Here is an 18987-nt window from a genome sequence, read left to right as displayed (position 1 = left end):
TGCGCGGGCAATATCGCAATAACGCACCATCCAACACACGCGTTTCAAGACAGCCTCGATAAGCTGTGGTAACTATTGCTGTTAAAACCTGACAACCCGGAGCAAGCATGAAACTGTTCATTTACGATCATTGCCCATTCTGCGTTAAAGCCCGCATGATTTTCGGCCTGAAACATCTGCCGATTCGCCTGGTAACGTTGCTCAACGACGATGAGACGACCCCGTTCAATCTGATTGGCAAAAAAATGGTGCCGATCCTGATCAAAGACGACGGCGAAGCGATGCCGGAAAGCCTGGATATCGTGCGCTATGTCGATGGCTTGGACGGCAAACCGGTGCTGACCGGCCGCACCAACCCGGCCATCGCCGAGTGGTTGCGCCGGGTCGACAGTTATGCGGCCAAATTGCTGTTGCCGCGTATTGCGCATGCCGATTTCGAAGAATTTGCCACCGACAGCGCCCACCGTTACTTTATCGATAAAAAGCAGGCGTCAATCGGTGATTTCGCCGAGCATCTCGCCAACAGCGCCGATCTGATCGCCGAACTGGAGGCCGACCTGCAAACGCTGTCACCGCTGATCGTCTCCGCCGACGCCGTGAACGGCGAGCTTTCTGAGGACGATATTCATCTGTTCCCGCTGCTGCGCTCATTGTCGATCGTCGCCGGGGTTGCCCTGCCGGACAACGTGGAAGCCTACCGCAACCGCATGGCGCAGCGCAGCGAAGTGCCGTTGCTGCTGGATATGGAACAATAACGTTCGACAGTCACAAAAAGGATATGGCGTACTGATGCTGAAAATGGTGCTCGCCACCGCTCGCGATCGGGCGCGGCTGAAGGAAATTACTTCCGTTCTGATTCGTTATGGTTTGCAAGACGTTCTGCGCCTGCTGGGCCTGGGGGCGTTGCTGCATGGCGCCCGCGGTGAGCCCGCACGGCAGAGCGCGCAGCCCCTCCCTCAGCGGCTGCGCGAAGCGCTCGAGGCGCTCGGCCCAACCTTCGTCAAATTCGGCCAGATCCTGGCCACGCGTTCTGACCTGCTGGATCCGGCCTGGACCGACGAACTGGAGCGTCTGCACAGCCAGGCGGCGGTGTTGCCATGGGAAATGCTGGCGCCGCAGATCATCGCCGATCTCGGCGATGATCCCGAGCAGCTGTTTGCCGAATTCGATCGCACACCGCTGGCCGCGGCGTCGATGGCGCAAATTTACCGCGCGCGCCTGCACAGCGGCGAACAGGTAGTGGTGAAAGTGCTGCGCCCCGGCCTGGCAAAAACCATTCACGCCGATCTGCGGCTGCTGGCCTCGCTGGCGGAAACCGTGGAGCAGCAGAGTCAGGCGCTGGCGCGCTATCGACCACGGCAGATGGTCAGAGCGCTGGCGACGGCGCTCAATCATGAACTGGATTTGACCCATGAAGGGCATAACTGCGATCGCGTCGCCGGCATGTTTGCGCGTGAACCCGACGTGGTCGTGCCGAAAATCTATTGGCAATGGTCTTCCCCGCGTCTGTTAGTGCAGGAATACTTGCCCGGCACCGCGCCGGAGAACCCCCGGCAGTTGGCGGAAGCGGGATTTGACGGCCCGCTGCTGGCGCAGCGCGGCGCCCGCGCCTTTATGAGCATGGTGCTGGAGCACCGGCTGTATCACGCCGATCCGCACCCCGGCAACGTGATGGCGCTGAGCGGCGATCGCGTCGGCTTCATCGACTTCGGCATGGTGGGTCAGTTGTCCGAACGGCGGCGCAACCAGTTGCTCCTGCTGCTGCAGGCCATCGCCGATCGTCAGTCCGAAGGCATCGTCAACACGCTGATCGCCTGGTCGGACAGCGAACCGCTGGATCTGATGGACCTGGAGCTGGCGGCGCAAAACTTTCTCGACAAGCAGGCCGCCGCCACCCTGACGCTCGGCAAAGCCCTCACTGACCTGTTGGTGATGGCGCGTGAGCACCAGCTGGCACTGCCGCCGGATCTGGTGCTGCTGTTCAAGGCCTTAATCACCGCCGACGGCGTGCTGCACCGGCTGGATCCGGCCTTTGACATCGTCGCCACGCTCAAACCGATGCTGCAACAAACGGTGCTGCAACGTTATGCCCCAGACGCCGTGCGCCAACGGCTCTTGACCCTGGGCGGGGAAGCGCTCGACGCCGGAGAGGAGCTGCCGCAAACCCTGCGGCTGTTGGTGCGCCGCCTGAAACGCGGGCAGCTCAATGCCGATATTAACGTCAAGAACCTCGGTCAGTTGAGCAAAGCGCTGGAGCGCAGCGCCGTTACCCTGGCCATCGCCATCGTCACCGCCGCTTTTGCCCTGGGGCTGGCGCCTTATCTGATGCATTCGTCGCTGCGGCTGTGGGGCATTCCGCTGTTCCCGCTGTTGGGAGGCGCAGCCTGCCTGGCCGGCGTGATCCTCTTGGCGCTGCGATTACGGCGCTGACGCTTTCGGCGTTATCCGATAGGTCTCGCCCTGTTTTACGCGCACTATTCCCGCCATACCTCCGCCTGCCGTTTTCACGCGCAGGCGGAGCGTTTATAATGATTAATCAATTATCTGCAGCACTTTTCGCCAGCAGTCGCAATGAGGCATTAATGAAGAAGATCCTGATGGGCGCAGCCGCCCTGCTGTTCGCCGGCGTATTGGCCGGTTGCAATCAACTGACCCAGTACACCCTGAGTGAGCAGGAAGTGAATGACTACCTGCAGAAACATAACGACTATCAGAAGCAAATCGGCGTGCCCGGCCTGCTGGACGCCAACATCGTGCTGACTCAGTTGCAAAGCCAGATCGGCCGCAGCGAACCGGGTAAAGTCACCCTTTCCGGCGACGCCAAGGTCAACATCACGTCGATTCTCGGCCCGCAGACCGCTGATCTGAAGCTGACGCTGAAGGCGCAGCCGGTTTATGACCGGGCGCAGGGCGCCATTTTCCTGAAGGACATGGAGCTGACCGATTACAGCGTGCAGCCGGAAAAAATGCAGACGGTGATGAAAGCGCTGACGCCGTATCTGAACCAGTCGCTGAAATCCTACTTCGACCAAAAGCCGGCTTATGTGCTGAATCCTGACAACAGCAAAACCGAAGCGCTGGCGAAAAAACTGGCGAAAGGGTTGGAAGTGAAACCGGGTGAATTGGTGATTCCGTTCAGCGACTGACGCCGCCTGAGAACATCAAGCCCGCCGCTCGGCGGGCTTTTTACTGCCGGGAAAGCGTTACTGTGGGGCGCTGTAGGCGATTTCGCCGGTGTTGCAGTTGAGCGTCACGTTGTAGGTTTTATCTGCCTTGGTGCCACGCACCGTCAACGGCACCTGCCATACCTGATCCTTGCCGCTGATGGCATCCGGGCTAACCCAGGCAATCGGCGTTGCGGTACCCAGCAGCTTTTTGTCCGACTCCCAGCGCGTAATGCGGTTCTGCAAGAAGTCGCGCTTGACCTGGGCGGCGATATCCGCCGGCTGCAGGCCCGCACACTGCCCCACCTTGGCGGCGCGCTGTTCGTGATCCTGCGCCCACACCGTCGTCGATGCTCCCATCATGGCCAACAAGGCGATAGCCAAACCCGTTTTTTTCATATGTCCTCCCGTTGTGATTAGCGCTATCCGGGCGCCCATCCCTGGCTCACAACAGGGCTTCGGCAAAGGGTTACCGTTTGACGAACTCAATGACAAACAGCGCATCCAGGCCCGGATAGATTTCCTTGATCACCTGCTTCAGTTCGCCGAGCGACATGTTCTCCTGCTGTGCGTGGCGTTCGGTCAGCGCATCCAGGCGCACCGGCGTTACCGACAGCACTTCGATAAAGCAGAAAAATACGCCGTCCTCATTGCGGCTGACGCGCAATACCTCGCCCGGTTCAAAATGCGATTCACTGGCATCCCGAATGGTGATGGTTTTACGCCCGGCCAGAATGTCTTGCTCAAAGCGGCTGAAGAAAGTTATTTCACGGCTCATTTTAGATCCTTTTTCATCACAACACCGCAACATAAGTCATTATGCCGCCTGCTTTTCTGACGCAGATCCCTCTTTTGGGGTAGAGGCCGCTTTTTTCGCTTTGCTTTCCGCCGGTTTCTTGAGGGTTTCCGCCGGCGATGCGCCGCGCAGAATCAGACCCAGCACATCCTTGTTTTCCGCCAGGAAGAAGCTCAGCCCTTCGCGCTGTTCGTCATCCAGGTTCAGCGGCGCCTGCTGCAGCCACTCCCCAAGGTTGTCCGCCAGATCCAGCATTTTGTCGTAGGCGTCGGCTTCTTTCTTGCTCGCGAAAGTCATTTTTTCCTCACCGTTTCTCACCACCACATATTTAACTTCAACCGCCATGCGTGCGTCCTCAAATACTCAAATTACTGTGATTATATACAGTATAAATAGATCGTGGCGGGAAGGCAAACCGCCGCCCGCCCTTGGCTTATTTCAGCAGCCGCACCTTGCAGCTTTTGCCTTTGATTTTGCCCTGCTGCAACTGTTGCAGCGCCTTGCGCGCGCTGGCTTTGCGGATCGCGACATAGGCATGCACCGGGAACATATCGATCTTGCCCACTTCCGCCGCCGTCAGCCCGGCATCACCGGTCAGCGCCCCGAGAATATCGCCGGGACGGATCTTCGCCTTGCGGCCGCCGTCGATGCACAGCGTCACCATTTCCGCCTCCAGCGAGCCGTTGGCCGCCCCGCTCAGCTCGGACACCGGCGACCAGTCGACGTTCATCTGCAGATAGTCTTCAATCGCGTGCGCACGCGCCATTTCCTGCGGCGTGCACAGGCTGATCGCCAACCCGCTCATGCCGGCGCGGCCGGTACGGCCAATACGGTGCACATGCACTTCGGGATCGAACGCCAGCTCGTAGTTGACCACCAGCTCCAGCTCTTTAATATCCAGCCCGCGTGCGGCGACGTCGGTCGCCACCAATACCCGGCAACTGCGGTTGGCGAAACGCACCAACACCTGGTCGCGGTCGCGCTGTTCCAGATCGCCATGCAGCGCCAGCGCGCTGATGCCGCGGGCCTCCAGGGCCTCAAGCACCGTCTGACAGTCGCGCTTGGTATTGCAGAACACCACGCAGGACGCGGGTTGATGATAGCGAATGGCCGACACCAGCAGCGCTGGGCGCTGATCGCGCGTGGTCTCATAAAAGCGTTGTTCGATGGAGGTCTGCGCTTCGCCATCGTCCACCTCGACGCTCAGCGGCTGGCGTTGAACGCGCGCGCTGATGCGCTCGATGCCTGCCGGGTACGTGGCGGAAAACAGCAGCGTCTGACGTTGCGGCGGCGTATAGCTGATCACATCGTCGATGTCGTCGGCGAACCCCATGTCCAGCATGCGATCGGCCTCATCCAGCACCAGCACCTTCAGCTCGTCCAGCTGCAGCGTTTTCTTGCGCAGGTGTTCCTGGATACGGCCCGGCGTCCCCACTACGATGTGCGGCGCATGCACCAGCGAATCGAGCTGCGGCCCCATCGGCTGGCCGCCGCACAGCGTCAGGATCTTGATGTTTTGCGTAAAACGCGCCAGGCGACGCAGCTCTTTGCTCACCTGATCGGCCAGCTCGCGGGTGGGACAGAGCACCAGCGCCTGCGTGGCGACCTGACCGACGACGATACTGTTCAGCAGACCAATGCCGAAGGCCGCCGTTTTACCGCTGCCGGTTTTCGCCTTGGCGCGCACGTCCCGCCCTTGCAGGATGGCGGGCAATGCGGCGGCCTGTACCGGCGTCATTTCGGCGTACCCCAGTTCGTTGAGGTTGGCCAACTGTTCGGCTGGCAGCGGCAGGGAAGAAAAAGAAACTGTGCTCACGGCGATAACTCTTATATGGCGAATGGAATGGCGGCGCGCCCGCAGGTAAGCGCCGAATCAGCGGTAAATGATAACAGAGATGGGCGGCGTTACGGGGTGCGGGCATAAAAAAACCCGCCGGCGGCGGGTTTCTCGGCAACGCAGTCGTTAAATCGCAACGACGTTGGCTGCGGCTGGGCCACGTTGGCTGTCCTGGATGGAGAACTCAACCTGCTGGCCTTCAGCCAGGGTCTTGAAACCATCGCTGACGATAGCGGAGAAATGAACGAAAACGTCTTTAGAGCCGTCGGCAGGGGTAATAAAGCCGAAACCTTTGCTTTCGTTGAACCATTTAACGTGACCAGTGATCTTGCTCATTTGTGTTTCCTTTACTTGATAAACCTGCCTTGACGGCACGAGACGCGAAAACCTTTCGATAAGTAGGCCTTCTTTCGCCGTCGGTTATTAACGCACAATCGCTCATACAGGGCAAATATTTCTGTTTGTTATAAAAACAGCCAGTTAGCAACAAAACCGGCGCGGCGGCTGCGCGCGCAATCGTTTTCGTATATACTGCCCGCCGATCATCAATCCGCTTACTTTCACCGATCCAGGTACGAAACTATGTTAACGATTGGAACCGCCCTGCGCCCTTCCGCCACCCGCGTCATGTTGCTCGGCTCCGGCGAGCTGGGTAAAGAAGTCGCCATTGAATGCCAGCGCCTCGGTCTGGAGGTGATCGCCGTCGATCGCTACGCCGATGCGCCGGCCATGCATGTGGCGCACCGCAGCCACGTCATCAATATGCTGGACGGTGACGCGTTGAAAGCCGTCATCGAACACGAGCGGCCGGACTATATCGTTCCCGAAATCGAAGCGATCGCCACCGCCATGCTGGTCGAGCTTGAACGCCAGGGCCACCGCGTAGTGCCCTGCGCCGAAGCCACACGCCTGACCATGAACCGTGAAGGCATCCGCCGTCTGGCGGCGGAAGAGCTCGGTCTTCCCACCTCCAGCTACCGCTTTGCCGACAGTGAAATCGCTTTCCGCCAGGCGGTTGAGCATATCGGCTACCCGTGCATCGTCAAACCGGTGATGAGCTCTTCCGGCAAAGGCCAGAGCCTGATCCGCACGCCCGAACAGCTGCAAAGCGCCTGGGATTACGCCCAACAGGGCGGCCGTGCCGGCGGTGGCCGGGTGATCGTCGAAGGGCTGGTAAGATTTGATTTTGAAATTACGCTGCTGACCATCAGCGCCGTGGATGGCGTGCATTTCTGTGAGCCGATCGGGCACCGTCAGGAGGATGGGGATTACCGCGAATCCTGGCAGCCGCAACGCATGTCGGCTACGGCGCTGAGCCGGGCCCAGGCTATCGCCGAGAAAGTGGTGAAGGCCCTGGGGGGCTTCGGGCTGTTCGGCGTGGAGCTGTTCGTTTGTGGCGACGACGTGATCTTCAGCGAAGTGTCGCCACGCCCGCACGATACCGGCATGGTCACGTTGATTTCACAGGATCTGTCTGAGTTCGCCCTGCACGTGCGCGCGTTTCTCGGTTTGCCGATCGGCGCTATCCGCCAGTTCGGCCCTTCCGCTTCAGCGGTGATCCTGCCACAGCTCACCAGCACCGATGTGCGCTTCAGCGGATTGGAAAACGCGCTGCGCGGGCACAACCAGCTGCGTCTGTTCGGCAAGCCGGAAATCGCCGGCCAGCGCCGCCTGGGTGTAGCGCTGGCAACGGCGGACACCACGGAACTCGCGGTGGAGCTGGCGAAACAGGCCGCCGCCGCCGTGGCGGTCAACCGCTAAAACTGACGGGGCCGCTTGCGCGGCCCCGATAACATCAATAGTCTTCGTCTTCTTCAGCATCGTCATCCCGCGACGCCTCCGGCGCGGCATCCTGCTGTTCGTCTTCGTCATCGAACAGCACCGCGACATGCGCGCCCTGATGCTTCTCACGAATTTCCTGCGCAACGCGAGCAATGGCCTCACCGCTGCTCATGCCCTGTTCCATCAGCTGATGGATGCGATCCGCCGCTTCCTGCTGCTCCGCGTGGCTCAGTAATGGCATACCTGCATGCATGTGTCGTTCTCTCCGGCAAAAGGGAGAAGGAGTATACGCGCTAACGCGGCGGATCCCAACGTCTTGTGCCTCAGGCCGGCTGTGAACAGCCGTTATCGTTGCGCCACTGCTTTAAACGGTGCCGCCACAGCATGACATGCCACCCCTGCTTCACGCCGCGCGCATTGGCGAGCATCGCTCTGTCGATGCCACGTTGGTAAAACTCTTCGGTAATCTGATTCTGAGCGGCCGGATCCGGCTCACGGCGAATGCTGTGGCAAATCCCCAGCGCTTCGCGGGTGATCTGCCAATGAAACGCCGGCCGAATGGCGATGGTGCTCGCATAACGCAGGTTGAGCCGCTCCAGCATTTCGACGATTTTCATATAGTGGCGCTGATAATCCACGTTAGCCTTGCCGGTGCGGCGGCGATTGCTGATCGACTTGTCGTGCACCCGTTGGCGGTACAGCGGCGTGCTTAAATATTTGACCCGCTTGGCATTAAACATGACCTCCGTCGTCCAGGGAATATCCTGGTGATGTAAGCCCGGTTCAAAATAGAGCCGATGCTGGCGGATAAAATCGAGACGATATATCGCCAACCACACAACGTGAATAAACTTTCGCGATTTCAACGCGCGTTCGAACCATTGAACGCCAGTGATAACATCAGTGGTGCGTAAACGCTCCTGAGGAAAAATCGGCTGCAATTCGTCCTGGCTGGCAAAATAGCGTTCGCCATTGCATTGCATCACGTCTAATTGGTGCCGTTCGGCCTGCTCCAGCAGCGTGGAATACATTTCCGGCGCCAGCAGATCGTCAGCGTCGGGAAACGCCACGTATTTTCCTCGGGCAACGGCGAGCCCGGCATTACGCGCATTGGAAACGCCGGCGTTCGCCTGATCGATAACCCGAATATGCGGATGCGCCGCCGCATAGCGGTGGGCGACCTCCCCCGAACCGTCGGTGGAACCATCGTTAACGATGATCACCTCCAACCGCTGTTCTCGTTGAGCAAGCAACGAAGCCAGGAAAGGTTCTAACAGTTCTCCCGCATTGTGCATCGGGACGATGACGCTCAGCATTAACGACATAGGCAGCTCTTCAATAATAATGTAACAAAATGATAATTTTATTTTTTTGAAAAATAGAAATCGCTTCAGCGCCCGAGCGAAATATGACGCAAACATTCACATTTCCGCCGCGAGCTAAATAAGATTCATCTTGTTTGTCTTTTCATGCTTTCTACAAGAAAAGCGTTCCACAACAAGGAATAACTTTCACAAGACGGCCACCTTAAAAAACACAGGCAAAACCGTTTCGCATCGCCCGCTTAATAACAGCGAGCAACAATAAAAGTGTGAAATTAACGAGTTGTCTTTATATTTCTCGGGTCTTGCGCCCTCGGTGAAAAATGCTTCCAGTTATTTTGACGTTAAATTTTTAACATAGAGAAGTAAGATGAATGGCGCAAAAAATGCCTTATTTCAGGTTTATTGAACTGCCGTTTATGTGAGGTGTGCTGCATGTCTCGCATGGCAAAACATGCATGCCATGGCCGTCTATGGCACACTAGCCGCTAGATATTGCCGTCTTCACAGCCAGGTTTATTGACGTTCATGAGCGTAACCGCCCCAAACATAAAGTCTTTGCCCTACCATCGCAGCGCCCTGATGACGCTTTTTGCCCCGCTTTCATCGCAGCCTTGGGCGATGCTGCTGCACTCGGGCTTTGCCGACCATTCGCACAACCGCTTCGATATTCTGGTCGCGCAGCCGCGCATTACTTTCACGACTCACGGCGCCACCACGGAAATCATAAGTGACGACGTAACAATACGGTCGCAACAAGATCCGTTTGAGTTGTTGCAACAGCAGATGGTGGCGCAAGGTTGGCAACCGGCCTTTAATCCGGATCTGCCGTTTCAGGGCGGCGCCCTGGGGCTGTTCGGCTACGATCTTGGGCGGCGGGTGGAAAGCTTGCCGCAGTTGGCCGAAGCCGACCTCGCCTTGCCGGACATGGCGGTGGGTATTTATGACTGGGCGCTGATCGCCGACCACCGGCTGCAAACGCTGACGCTGCTCAGCTATGGCGACGTGGAACAGCGCTGGCGCTGGCTCAATAGCCAAACCGCGCCTGCGGCACGCCCTTTCACACTGGTGAGCGATTGGCGCGCCAATATGAGCCGGCAGCAGTACGGCGAGAAGTTCCAACGCATTCAGCACTACCTGCGCAGCGGCGACTGTTACCAAATCAATCTGGCGCAGCGATTCTCCGCAGACTATCAGGGAGATGAATGGCAGGCGTTTTGCCAATTGAGCGCCAGCAACCGCGCGCCGTTCTCCGCGTTCTTGCGTCTGCCTCACAACAGCGTGTTGAGCGTTTCTCCCGAGCGCTTCCTGTGGCTGGAGCAGCAGCGCATCCAAACCCGCCCGATCAAGGGCACGCTGCCGCGGCTGGCGGACGCGGAACAAGACGCCGCACAGGCTCGTCGTTTGGCCGGTTCACCCAAAGACCGCGCTGAAAATCTGATGATTGTCGATCTGCTGCGCAACGATATCGGCCGCGTCGCCCAGCCCGGCAGCGTGCGCGTGCCGGAGCTGTTCGTCGTGGAGCCGTTCCCGGCGGTGCACCACCTGGTGAGCACCATCACCGCAACCCTGCCGGACACCGCCTCGGCGACCGAACTGCTGCGTGCCTGCTTCCCCGGCGGCTCGATCACCGGCGCGCCCAAGGTGCGGGCGATGGAAATCATCGAAGAACTGGAGCCGCAGCGTCGCAACGCCTATTGCGGCAGCATCGGTTACCTGAGCGCCTGCGGCACCATGGACACCAACATCACTATTCGCACGCTCGTCACCGAAAACGGCCGCATCCATTGCTCCGCCGGCGGCGGCATCGTGGCGGACAGCCAGGAACAGGCGGAATATCAGGAGACCTTCGACAAGGTTGGCCGCATTCTGCCGCAGCTCGGGGAGTGCGCCCAATCGTGATCCCACCAAATGCACCGGCCTCACTGCACGCCTTTATCAGCCGTTTCCAACTGCAGCTGCCGCAGGCGGCGCAGATCTCGCACAATGTGCGCCCGGCCGCGGTGCTGATCCCGATCGTCTGTCGCGCCGAGCCGACGCTGCTGTTGACCCGCCGCGCCGACTCGCTGCGCAAACATGCCGGCCAGGTGGCCTTCCCCGGCGGTAAAACCGACGCTGAAGACGGGTCGGCGATCGTGACGGCGCTGCGAGAAGCGCAGGAAGAAGTGGCGATACCGCCGCAGGCGGTTACCATACTCGGCCAAATGGCGCCGCTCGACAGCAGCACCGGATTTCAGGTCACGCCTATCGTCGGCCTGGTCTCGCCGGACGTGCAGTTCCGCGCCAACGAAGGCGAAGTGGCTGACGTGTTTGAAATGCCTTTGCGGGAGGCGCTGACCCTGTCGCGTTACTACCCGCTGGACATTCATCGCGCCGGCCATACGCACCGGATTTACCTTTCCTGGTACCACAGCCAGTTTATCTGGGGGCTGACCGCCGCCATCATTCGCCGCCTGGCGCAGCAAGTCAGTATTTAGAGCCGGCATTGCGTGATCTGACTCGCAATCTGGCACGGTTGCCGGCCTCCGCTGCGGGTAAAGCGATCGAAATCACTTCATTTGATCGCTTTTTCAACTACCGTTCCGGTTGAATGGTTTTAAAAAAACTGTAAACCCTCTCTTAAACCTTACGAAATACCTGTAAAATACCACCGTCCGAGATAAACCACTGTAGAAACAGGGATTAAGCCGGCGGCGTTCAGCAAGGAAAGCTGGCGCGATTACCGTTAATGGAGCTTGGGCGAAAGCGGATGCCCCGCACAAGGGTTCGCCCCGGGTAATCAGTAAAAAAAGCGACACCACGGATTATTTAATTTCATGCGAAAAAGGCAGCCGAACCCGCACGGCCCTTTTACAATATCGCTGTTCCCTGCGCGGTTTTTAACCGCCGCAGCCATAACAATACGTCTCTTTAAGGAGTTTTAGCGTGATTAGCGTTTTCGACATGTTTAAGATCGGCATCGGCCCGTCCAGCTCTCATACGGTTGGACCGATGAAAGCCGGCAAACAGTTTGTCGACGATCTGGTAAATAAAGGCCTGATGCCTTCTATCACGCGTGTTGCCGTAGACGTTTACGGCTCACTCTCATTGACCGGCAAAGGTCACCATACCGACATCGCTATCATTCTCGGCCTGGCCGGCAACATGCCGGACACCGTCGATATCGATAGCATTCCGGGTTTTATTCGCGATGTAGAACAACGTCAACGCCTGATGCTGGCCAACGGCCTGCATGAAGTCGATTTCCCGCGCGACGGCGGCATGGTCTTCCGCAGCGACAACCTGCCGCTGCACGAAAACGGCATGCAGGTCCACGCCTTCGCCGGTGATAAAGAAGTGTACAGCAAGACCTATTACTCTATCGGCGGCGGCTTCATCGTCGATGAAGAGAACTTCGGCAAGGCCGCCGAGCAAGAACTGCAAATGCCTTATCCGTTCAATTCCGCGCGCGAAATGCTCGACCACTGTCGCGATACCGGTCTGTCGCTGTCCGGCATGGTGATGCAGAACGAACTGGCGCTGCACAGCAAGCAAGAGATCGACACCTACTTCGGTAACGTCTGGCAAACCATGCGCGCCTGCATCGATCGCGGTCTGAACACCGAAGGCGTGCTGCCGGGCCCGCTGCGCGTGCCGCGCCGTGCCTCCGCGCTGCGCCGTATGCTGGTGGCGTCGGACAAACTGTCCAACGATCCGATGAACGTGATCGACTGGGTCAACATGTTCGCGCTGGCGGTTAACGAAGAAAACGCCGCCGGCGGCCGCGTCGTCACCGCGCCGACCAACGGCGCCTGCGGCATCGTGCCTGCCGTGCTGGCTTACTACGATCACTTCATCGAGTCCGTCAGCCCGGACATCTATATCCGCTACTTTATGGCGGCGGGCGCCATCGGCGCGCTGTACAAGATGAACGCCTCCATTTCCGGCGCCGAAGTCGGCTGTCAGGGTGAAGTCGGCGTTGCCTGCTCCATGGCGGCGGCCGGCCTGGCCGAACTGCTGGGCGGCAGCCCTGAGCAGGTATGCGTGGCGGCGGAAATCGGCATGGAACACAACCTGGGTCTGACCTGCGATCCGGTCGCCGGCCAGGTGCAGGTGCCGTGCATCGAGCGCAACGCCATCGCCTCGGTCAAGGCGATCAATGCCGCCCGCATGGCTCTGCGCCGCACCAGCGAACCGCGCGTTTCGCTGGATAAGGTGATCGAGACCATGTATGAAACCGGCAAAGACATGAACGCCAAGTATCGAGAAACATCACGCGGCGGCCTGGCTATCAAGGTGCAATGCGACTGACCGACAACCCCGCCACCCGGCGGGGTTTTTTATGGGTAATCAATTCATTGAGCGTTTTTGTGACAATGTCACCAGAAAAAATCCTGCATTTTTCTCATCGATCCGGCGGTTAGCCTGCAAATTGACCTTCTGTTTTGCCAAATCGAAATAATTTACTGAGTTACCATCAATCTTGTATAACCTCAGGCTAGAATTAGCCGAGCGCAACTTAAGGATCTATGGCCTGACCGTGACTCGGAGCTGGATTACCGAACAAGGATTTACCGGATGTTGATGACCCACCTCGCCGCGTCCCAATATCGTTACTACCGTTGGCTGCTGGCCGGAGCGGTGGGCGCGGCTATTCTGTTGGTATCGCTGTATACCCGTTACTATCAAGAGGTCAAAAGCATCGAGCAGAGCCAGCAAACGTTGGCCACCCGCACCGTCGGCAAGATTGACCAGCTGCTGTCCCCCGCGCAGCTGCAGGCGGAACGCAGTATGGACATGCTGGAACAACCCTGCGAGAACGTCTCATCGACCCTGCGCTTTCGCGCCGCGCAAAATCAGGCGCTGCGCGCCATGCTGCTGGTAAAAAATGGCGTCATCTACTGCTCCAGCCTGTTTGGCGCCCGTCATTATCAGTTGGCCGCCGTGCTGCCGATTTTCGTCAACAGCAACGTCAAGCTGGCGCTGCGCCCTTCGTTGGCGGTGAGCAAAGGACTGCCCACGTTGGTGATGTGGACACCCTCCCCCGGCGATAGAACCAGCGGCGTGCTGCACGTCTTCAATATCGAGCTGTTATCGAACTTTTTACTCGAACCGCAGGAGCCTTATGTTCAGCGAATGGTGCTGAACGTAGCTGACAGCAGCCTGGAATACGGACGCCGTGAAATCCTGCGCCGCGACACTCTGACCAACGATCTGCGTTACACCGCCGGTTCCGAGCGATACCCGTTCTCGATTTCGCTGTTTGGCCCGCAGGTCGGCATGCTGGCGTTTTCCGCACTGCCGCGCCATATTCCTCTGGCGCTGTTGATCAGCCTGCTGGCGGCCTATGTGGTCTACCTGCTCACCGCTAACCGTATGAGCCTGTCTTATCACATCGGTCATGCCATTACCCACCGGGAGTTCCGCGTTTACTGCCAACCGATCATTCACAGCGATACCGGCCGCTGCGCCGGCGTCGAGATGCTGCTGCGTTGGAAAAAGAAACGGCAGGGATGGATATCGCCAGACGTGTTTATCCCGCTGGCCGAGCAGCATGAGCTGATCATTCCGCTGACCCGCTATCTGATGAACACCGTGACGGAAAATCTGCAGCTGTTCCCGCCGCGGCCGTCGTTCTACATCAGCATCAACGTCGCGGCCGAGCATTTTAAAACGCTCAACATCATCGACGATATCCGCCAGATTTGGCTGCCGGCGCACCCAATGCCGTCACTGATGCTGGAGCTGACCGAGCGCACCGCGCTGTCGGCCATCCAGCATGACCAGATCCGGACGCTGAAAGACATGGGTATCATGCTGGCCATCGACGATTTCGGTACCGGCCACAGTTCGCTGAGCTACCTGAAAAACCTCAGCCCGGACGTGTTGAAGATTGACCGCGGGTTTACCGCGGCCATCGGCACCGACGCGGTAAACGCCACGGTGACCGACACCATCATTACGCTGGCGCAGCGGCTGAAGCTGAAGTTGGTGGCTGAAGGGGTAGAAACGGCGGAACAAGCTGACTACCTGCGCTCACGCGAGGTCAATGCCCTGCAGGGGTATTATTTCGCCAAACCGATGCCGATCCACGTTTTCCCGCTGTGGTTGCAGCAGTACGAATCGCGCGTCAGGCATGCGCAAGAGGATCCGCCGGAGGCCTGAGCCTCCGGCGAACGGGTTACGACTGCGTCGGCTCGTTAAAGACGACGCGGGTGACACGCACCAGTTCGATGCGGTATTCGGAGACGTCGACGATATCGAAACGCAGGTGGTTCAGCTCGATAGTATCCCCCACCACCGGCATCTGGCCGTAGTGGGCCAACAGCAGCCCCGCCAGGGTGGCGTAGTCCGCGGTTGGGCTCACCAGGTCATCGCAGGCCAGCGCCTGTTCCAGCGAGTGCAGGTCGGTCCCGCCCTTCACCAGCCAGCCGTCGCCTTCCGCCACAATGTCCGGGGTTTCATCTTCGTCCGGGAATTCACCGGCAATCGCTTCCAGCACGTCCAGCGGCGTCACCAGCCCTTGCACGACGCCGAACTCGTTGGTGACCACCACCAGACGCCCTTTGGCGCGACGCAGCACCGCCAACAGCTTGATGACGTCCATGGTTTCCGGCACCACGATCGGCGGCGTGCGGGCGGCGAACTCGGCGATATCTTCACCCTGCTCCAGCGCCACCAGCAGATCCTTGGCGCGCACCACGCCAACAATCTCATCCACCGAATCGCGGCACACCGGGAACAGGCTGTGCGGCGTGTCCAGCAGCTGTTCGCGCACCTCTTCGCGGGAGCGCTCGCAATCGACCCAGGAAATCTCGGTGCGCGGCGTCATCACGCTGCGCAATGAGCGCGAGGCCAGCGTCAGCACGCCGCTGATCATATAACGCTCTTCCTCCGCAAAGGTTTCATCCCGCGGCAAGGCGACCGCATCGTCCGTCTGCTGCGCGCGCTGCAGCCCCATCAGGCGCATGATCGCTTCCGCAGTGCGCTCGCGCATCGGGCGACGCGCCTGATGCTTGATGAAGTTGCGACGCGCGATCTGGTTGAACAATTCAATCAGGATCGAGAAGCCGATCGCGGCGTACAGATAACCTTTAGGAATATGCAAGCCGAAGCCTTCGGCGATCAGGCTCAGGCCGATCATCAACAGGAAGCTCAGGCACAGCACCACAATGGTCGGATGCGCGTTAACGAAGTTAGTCAACGGTTTGGACGCCAACAGCATCACCGCCATCGCGATCACCACCGCCGCCATCATCACCGGCAGATCGTTCACCATGCCCACGGCGGTAATCACCGCATCGAGCGAGAACACCGCGTCGAGGATGACGATCTGCACCACCACCGCCCAGAACTTGGCGTAACCGCGGTTGGCGCCGTCCTGGTGCGTCTGCCCTTCCAGCCGTTCATGCAGCTCCATGGTGGCTTTGAACAACAGGAACACCCCGCCGAACAGCAGGATAAGATCGCGGCCCGAGAAGCTGAAATCGCCGACGCTGAACAGCGGCGTGGTCAGCGTCACCATCCAGGAGATCACCGACAACAGGCCCAAACGCATCAGCAGTGCCAGCGACAGGCCGATGATGCGTGCTTTATCACGCTGCTTCGGCGGCAGCTTGTCGGCCAAAATGGCAATGAACACCAGGTTGTCGATGCCCAGCACGATTTCCAGCACCACCAGCGTAAGCAACCCCGCCCAAATAGAGGGGTCCATTAAAAATTCCATATCAGACTCCAGAGAAAAGTGGGAATGAGCGCAGGAGGCTCAGACGTGACGATGCCGCCGCTGCATGGGCGCAGTCGACAATAGCAAGGTGACGGGATGGGATTACCGGGTGGTGGCCGAGCGGCCGAACAGCATATGTAACGCCAGCAGGTGGCGGGTGAAACCTGGAAAAACAGTAACTTCGGTGACAGTCCATAGGGAGGGCTGAGGCCCTTCACTCCTTAGTGATGAAAGAGGAAATTACTGTATCAGGATTTTTCTGGCGGACAAAGCGGCTTTTTCAACGGCGGTTTAAGGTTGCGCCCTGTCATCTCGCCCACGACCGCTAAGATTTATCCGAGCATTCAATAGCGGAGCAACGTCACAAAAAATATTTTTTCACTCACTAAAATAAATGACGCGTTCGTGAAGTATCGCGCACAGGCATTTGAAACTGCGTGAGAAATGTTAGGCGTGCGTTTCTTTTTTTCTACCATAATGTATCTGAACCGCGGAAGTGACTGCCAAGACGGCACGGAAGAACGATATACACCGTGCCTGGAGTTCAACGAGGAGGTAGCGAGTGGCAATAGCTATTATCATCGGCACACACGGGGCTGCAGCGGAACAACTGCTGAAAACGGCGGAGATGCTATTGGGCGAGCAGGACAACGTCGCCTTTATAGACTTCGTTCCCGGTGAGAATGCCGAAACGTTAATCGTCAAGTACAACGAAAAAATCAGTGGATTGGATACCAGCGGCGGCGTGCTGTTCCTGGTGGATACCTGGGGCGGCAGCCCGTTCAACGCCGCCAGCCGCATTGCGGTCGATAAAGACAACTATGAGGTCGTCACCGGTGTCAACATTCCGATGCTGGTGGAAACCTTCATGGCGCGGGACGATAACCCCGCTTTCGATGAACTGGTGGCGCTGGCGTTGGAAACCGGCCGTGAAGGCGTGAAAGCGCTGAAAAAACCGCAGGAAGAACCCGCAAAACCCGCAGCACCCGCCCCGAAAGCCGCTGCTCCTCAGGCGCCGTTGGGGCCGAACGATCACATGAAAATCGGCCTGGCGCGTATCGACGACCGCTTAATCCACGGCCAGGTCGCCACCCGCTGGACCAAAGAGACCAACGTCAGCCGTATCATCGTCGTCAGCGATGAGGTCGCCGCCGACCATGTGCGCAAGACCTTGTTGACCCAGGTTGCCCCGCCGGGCGTCACCGCTCACGTGGTGGACGTGGCGAAGGCCATCCGCGTCTGGAACAACCCGAAATACGCCAACGATCGCGTGATGCTGTTATTCACCAACCCGACCGACGTTTGGCGTCTGGTGGAAGGCGGCGTGGAGATTACATCCGTCAATATCGGCGGCATGGCGTTCCGTCAGGGGAAAACCCAGGTGAACAACGCCGTTTCCGTCGATGAAAAAGATATCGAAGCGTTTAAGAAGCTGAACGACCGCGGTATCGAGCTGGAGGTGCGTAAGGTCTCGTCCGACAGCCGGCTAAAAATGATGGACCTGATTAACAAACTCAATTAGTGGCGCCAGCCGCTGATTATTTTACTCAGAGCTTTTTTGGTCATAGGAGAAGTGCAATGGAGATCACCACTCTTCAGATTGTGCTGATATTTATCGTTGCCTGTATCGCCGGGATGGGTTCCGTCCTCGACGAGTTCCAGTTCCACCGCCCGCTGGTCGCCTGTACCCTGATCGGCTTCATCCTCGGCGACATGAAAACCGGCATCATCATCGGCGGTACGCTGGAAATGATCGCCCTCGGCTGGATGAACATCGGTGCGGCAGTCGCGCCGGATGCCGCCCTGGCGTCCATCATCTCTACCATTCTGGTCATCGCCGGTGGGCAGAGCGTCGGCGCCGGTATCGCGCTGGCCATTCCGCTGGCGGCGGCCGGCCAGGTGCTGACCATCATCGTGCGCACCCTCACCGTGGCCTTCCAGCACGCGGCGGACAGCGCGGCGGAGCGCGGCAGCCTGCGCGCCATCACCTGGATCCACATTGGCGCCCTGCTGCTGCAGGCGATGCGTATCGCCATCCCTGCGGTCATCGTCGCCATTTCGGTCGGCACCGCCGGGGTACACGCCCTGCTCAACTCGATCCCGGAAGTGGTCACCAGCGGCCTGAACATCGCCGGCGGCATGATCGTCGTGGTCGGTTACGCAATGGTGATTAACATGATGCGCGCCGGCTACCTGATGCCGTTCTTCTATCTCGGTTTCGTTACCGCCGCCTTCACCAACTTCAACCTGGTGGCGCTCGGCGTCATCGGCGTGGTGATGGCCGTGCTGTATATCCAGCTCAGCCCGAAATACAACAAATCTCAGGTTGTCCAGGCCGGCCCGGCTAACGCGAACGATCTCGATAACGAACTCGACTAGGA

The 18987-nt window shown here is 58.8% G+C and carries 18 protein-coding genes; 10 read left to right on the top strand and 8 right to left on the bottom strand.

The genetic code is table 11. From position 1 onward, the window contains the following. The first annotated feature begins 107 nt into the window (after positions 1-107). The 3 genes from grxB (at position 108) to ITX55_RS00245 (ending at position 3146) form a co-directional block, all read left to right on the top strand. Complete coding sequence (gene grxB / locus ITX55_RS00255) at positions 108-755, top strand: glutaredoxin 2 (RefSeq protein WP_187048123.1); 648 nt, start codon at positions 108-110, stop codon at positions 753-755. 34 nt (positions 756-789) lie between these two features. Next, positions 790-2430: an AarF/ABC1/UbiB kinase family protein gene (locus ITX55_RS00250; protein WP_197755882.1), complete on the top strand. Its 1641-nt coding sequence runs from the start codon at positions 790-792 to the stop codon at positions 2428-2430. A 152-nt stretch (positions 2431-2582) separates the two neighbouring features. Next, complete coding sequence (locus ITX55_RS00245; RefSeq protein ID WP_016927416.1) at positions 2583-3146, top strand: lipoprotein; 564 nt, start codon at positions 2583-2585, stop codon at positions 3144-3146. 57 nt (positions 3147-3203) lie between these two features. On the opposite strand, the gene yebF is transcribed toward ITX55_RS00245, so the two are convergent. From yebF to cspC, 5 genes are all read right to left on the bottom strand, one after another. Beyond that, on the bottom strand, positions 3204-3563 hold the full coding sequence (yebF, locus tag ITX55_RS00240) for a protein YebF (protein WP_033643374.1): 360 nt from the start codon (positions 3561-3563) through the stop codon (positions 3204-3206). A 70-nt stretch (positions 3564-3633) separates the two neighbouring features. Then, on the bottom strand, positions 3634-3942 hold the full coding sequence (gene yqfB, locus ITX55_RS00235; protein WP_004927562.1) for a N(4)-acetylcytidine aminohydrolase: 309 nt from the start codon (positions 3940-3942) through the stop codon (positions 3634-3636). Positions 3943-3981: 39 nt separating this feature from the next. Beyond that, positions 3982-4305 (bottom strand): YebG family protein, encoded by a 324-nt coding sequence (locus tag ITX55_RS00230; RefSeq protein ID WP_108680921.1) that lies wholly within the window; start codon positions 4303-4305, stop codon positions 3982-3984. A gap of 88 nt (positions 4306-4393) precedes the next feature. Beyond that, positions 4394-5776 (bottom strand): ATP-dependent RNA helicase DbpA, encoded by a 1383-nt coding sequence (dbpA, locus tag ITX55_RS00225; protein WP_069100687.1) that lies wholly within the window; start codon positions 5774-5776, stop codon positions 4394-4396. A 147-nt stretch (positions 5777-5923) separates the two neighbouring features. Next, positions 5924-6133: a cold shock-like protein CspC gene (cspC, locus tag ITX55_RS00220; protein ID WP_004927572.1), complete on the bottom strand. Its 210-nt coding sequence runs from the start codon at positions 6131-6133 to the stop codon at positions 5924-5926. Between the two features lie 246 nt (positions 6134-6379). On the opposite strand from cspC, the gene purT reads away from it, so the two are divergent. After that, positions 6380-7558 (top strand): formate-dependent phosphoribosylglycinamide formyltransferase, encoded by a 1179-nt coding sequence (gene purT, locus ITX55_RS00215; protein ID WP_117187797.1) that lies wholly within the window; start codon positions 6380-6382, stop codon positions 7556-7558. 34 nt (positions 7559-7592) lie between these two features. Here purT and ITX55_RS00210 read toward each other — a convergent pair whose 3' ends face one another. Both ITX55_RS00210 and ITX55_RS00205 read right to left on the bottom strand, forming a co-directional pair. Further along, positions 7593-7832, bottom strand: coding sequence for a YoaH family protein (locus ITX55_RS00210; protein ID WP_033643378.1), 240 nt, complete (start codon positions 7830-7832; stop codon positions 7593-7595). 70 nt (positions 7833-7902) lie between these two features. Further along, the gene (locus ITX55_RS00205; protein ID WP_033643379.1) at positions 7903-8904 is read right to left on the bottom strand and encodes a glycosyltransferase; all 1002 of its coding nucleotides are present in this window, start codon (positions 8902-8904) and stop codon (positions 7903-7905) included. Positions 8905-9429: 525 nt separating this feature from the next. Between ITX55_RS00205 and pabB the strand changes: the two genes are divergently transcribed. From pabB to ITX55_RS00185, 4 genes are all read left to right on the top strand, one after another. Further along, a complete protein-coding gene (gene pabB / locus ITX55_RS00200; RefSeq protein WP_197755881.1) occupies positions 9430-10803 on the top strand; it encodes an aminodeoxychorismate synthase component 1 in 1374 nt (457 codons plus the stop codon). Next, positions 10800-11378, top strand: coding sequence for a CoA pyrophosphatase (locus ITX55_RS00195; protein ID WP_033644292.1), 579 nt, complete (start codon positions 10800-10802; stop codon positions 11376-11378). Before pabB ends, ITX55_RS00195 begins: the two co-directional genes overlap by 4 nt. A 448-nt stretch (positions 11379-11826) precedes the next feature. Further along, positions 11827-13191: an L-serine ammonia-lyase gene (sdaA, locus tag ITX55_RS00190; protein ID WP_033650934.1), complete on the top strand. Its 1365-nt coding sequence runs from the start codon at positions 11827-11829 to the stop codon at positions 13189-13191. Between the two features lie 267 nt (positions 13192-13458). Next, entirely contained in the window at positions 13459-15045 is a 1587-nt protein-coding gene (locus tag ITX55_RS00185; protein WP_033643382.1) for an EAL domain-containing protein, read from the top strand. 16 nt (positions 15046-15061) lie between these two features. Here the strand turns inward: ITX55_RS00185 and ITX55_RS00180 are convergent, their stop codons facing one another. Next, positions 15062-16606, bottom strand: coding sequence for a TerC family protein (locus ITX55_RS00180; protein WP_089191908.1), 1545 nt, complete (start codon positions 16604-16606; stop codon positions 15062-15064). Positions 16607-17168: 562 nt separating this feature from the next. On the opposite strand from ITX55_RS00180, the gene manX reads away from it, so the two are divergent. Both manX and ITX55_RS00170 read left to right on the top strand, forming a co-directional pair. Further along, positions 17169-18128, top strand: a complete 960-nt coding sequence (manX, locus tag ITX55_RS00175; RefSeq protein WP_042784756.1) for a PTS mannose transporter subunit IIAB — start codon at positions 17169-17171, stop codon at positions 18126-18128. Positions 18129-18184: 56 nt separating this feature from the next. After that, positions 18185-18985 (top strand): PTS mannose/fructose/sorbose transporter subunit IIC, encoded by an 801-nt coding sequence (locus ITX55_RS00170; RefSeq protein WP_033634888.1) that lies wholly within the window; start codon positions 18185-18187, stop codon positions 18983-18985. Positions 18986-18987 lie beyond the last annotated feature (2 nt).

The organism is Serratia sp. EWG9, assembly GCF_019913725.1.
Taxonomy (GTDB): domain Bacteria; phylum Pseudomonadota; class Gammaproteobacteria; order Enterobacterales; family Enterobacteriaceae; genus Serratia; species Serratia ureilytica.
This window is presented reverse-complemented; position numbering and strand designations above follow the sequence as displayed.

Excerpts from the sequence above, each read along its gene's own strand:
- grxB (WP_187048123.1), top strand. The coding sequence starts at position 108 with ATGAAACTGTTCATTTACGATCATTGCCCATTCTGCGTTAAAGCCCGC.
- ITX55_RS00250 (WP_197755882.1), top strand. The coding sequence starts at position 790 with ATGCTGAAAATGGTGCTCGCCACCGCTCGCGATCGGGCGCGGCTGAAG.
- ITX55_RS00245 (WP_016927416.1), top strand. The coding sequence starts at position 2,583 with ATGAAGAAGATCCTGATGGGCGCAGCCGCCCTGCTGTTCGCCGGCGTA.
- yebF (WP_033643374.1), bottom strand. The coding sequence starts at position 3,563 with ATGAAAAAAACGGGTTTGGCTATCGCCTTGTTGGCCATGATGGGAGCA.
- yqfB (WP_004927562.1), bottom strand. The coding sequence starts at position 3,942 with ATGAGCCGTGAAATAACTTTCTTCAGCCGCTTTGAGCAAGACATTCTG.
- ITX55_RS00230 (WP_108680921.1), bottom strand. The coding sequence starts at position 4,305 with ATGGCGGTTGAAGTTAAATATGTGGTGGTGAGAAACGGTGAGGAAAAA.
- cspC (WP_004927572.1), bottom strand. The coding sequence starts at position 6,133 with ATGAGCAAGATCACTGGTCACGTTAAATGGTTCAACGAAAGCAAAGGT.
- purT (WP_117187797.1), top strand. The coding sequence starts at position 6,380 with ATGTTAACGATTGGAACCGCCCTGCGCCCTTCCGCCACCCGCGTCATG.
- ITX55_RS00210 (WP_033643378.1), bottom strand. The coding sequence starts at position 7,832 with ATGCATGCAGGTATGCCATTACTGAGCCACGCGGAGCAGCAGGAAGCG.
- ITX55_RS00205 (WP_033643379.1), bottom strand. The coding sequence starts at position 8,904 with ATGTCGTTAATGCTGAGCGTCATCGTCCCGATGCACAATGCGGGAGAA.
- pabB (WP_197755881.1), top strand. The coding sequence starts at position 9,430 with ATGAGCGTAACCGCCCCAAACATAAAGTCTTTGCCCTACCATCGCAGC.
- ITX55_RS00185 (WP_033643382.1), top strand. The coding sequence starts at position 13,459 with ATGTTGATGACCCACCTCGCCGCGTCCCAATATCGTTACTACCGTTGG.
- ITX55_RS00180 (WP_089191908.1), bottom strand. The coding sequence starts at position 16,606 with ATGGAATTTTTAATGGACCCCTCTATTTGGGCGGGGTTGCTTACGCTG.
- ITX55_RS00170 (WP_033634888.1), top strand. The coding sequence starts at position 18,185 with ATGGAGATCACCACTCTTCAGATTGTGCTGATATTTATCGTTGCCTGT.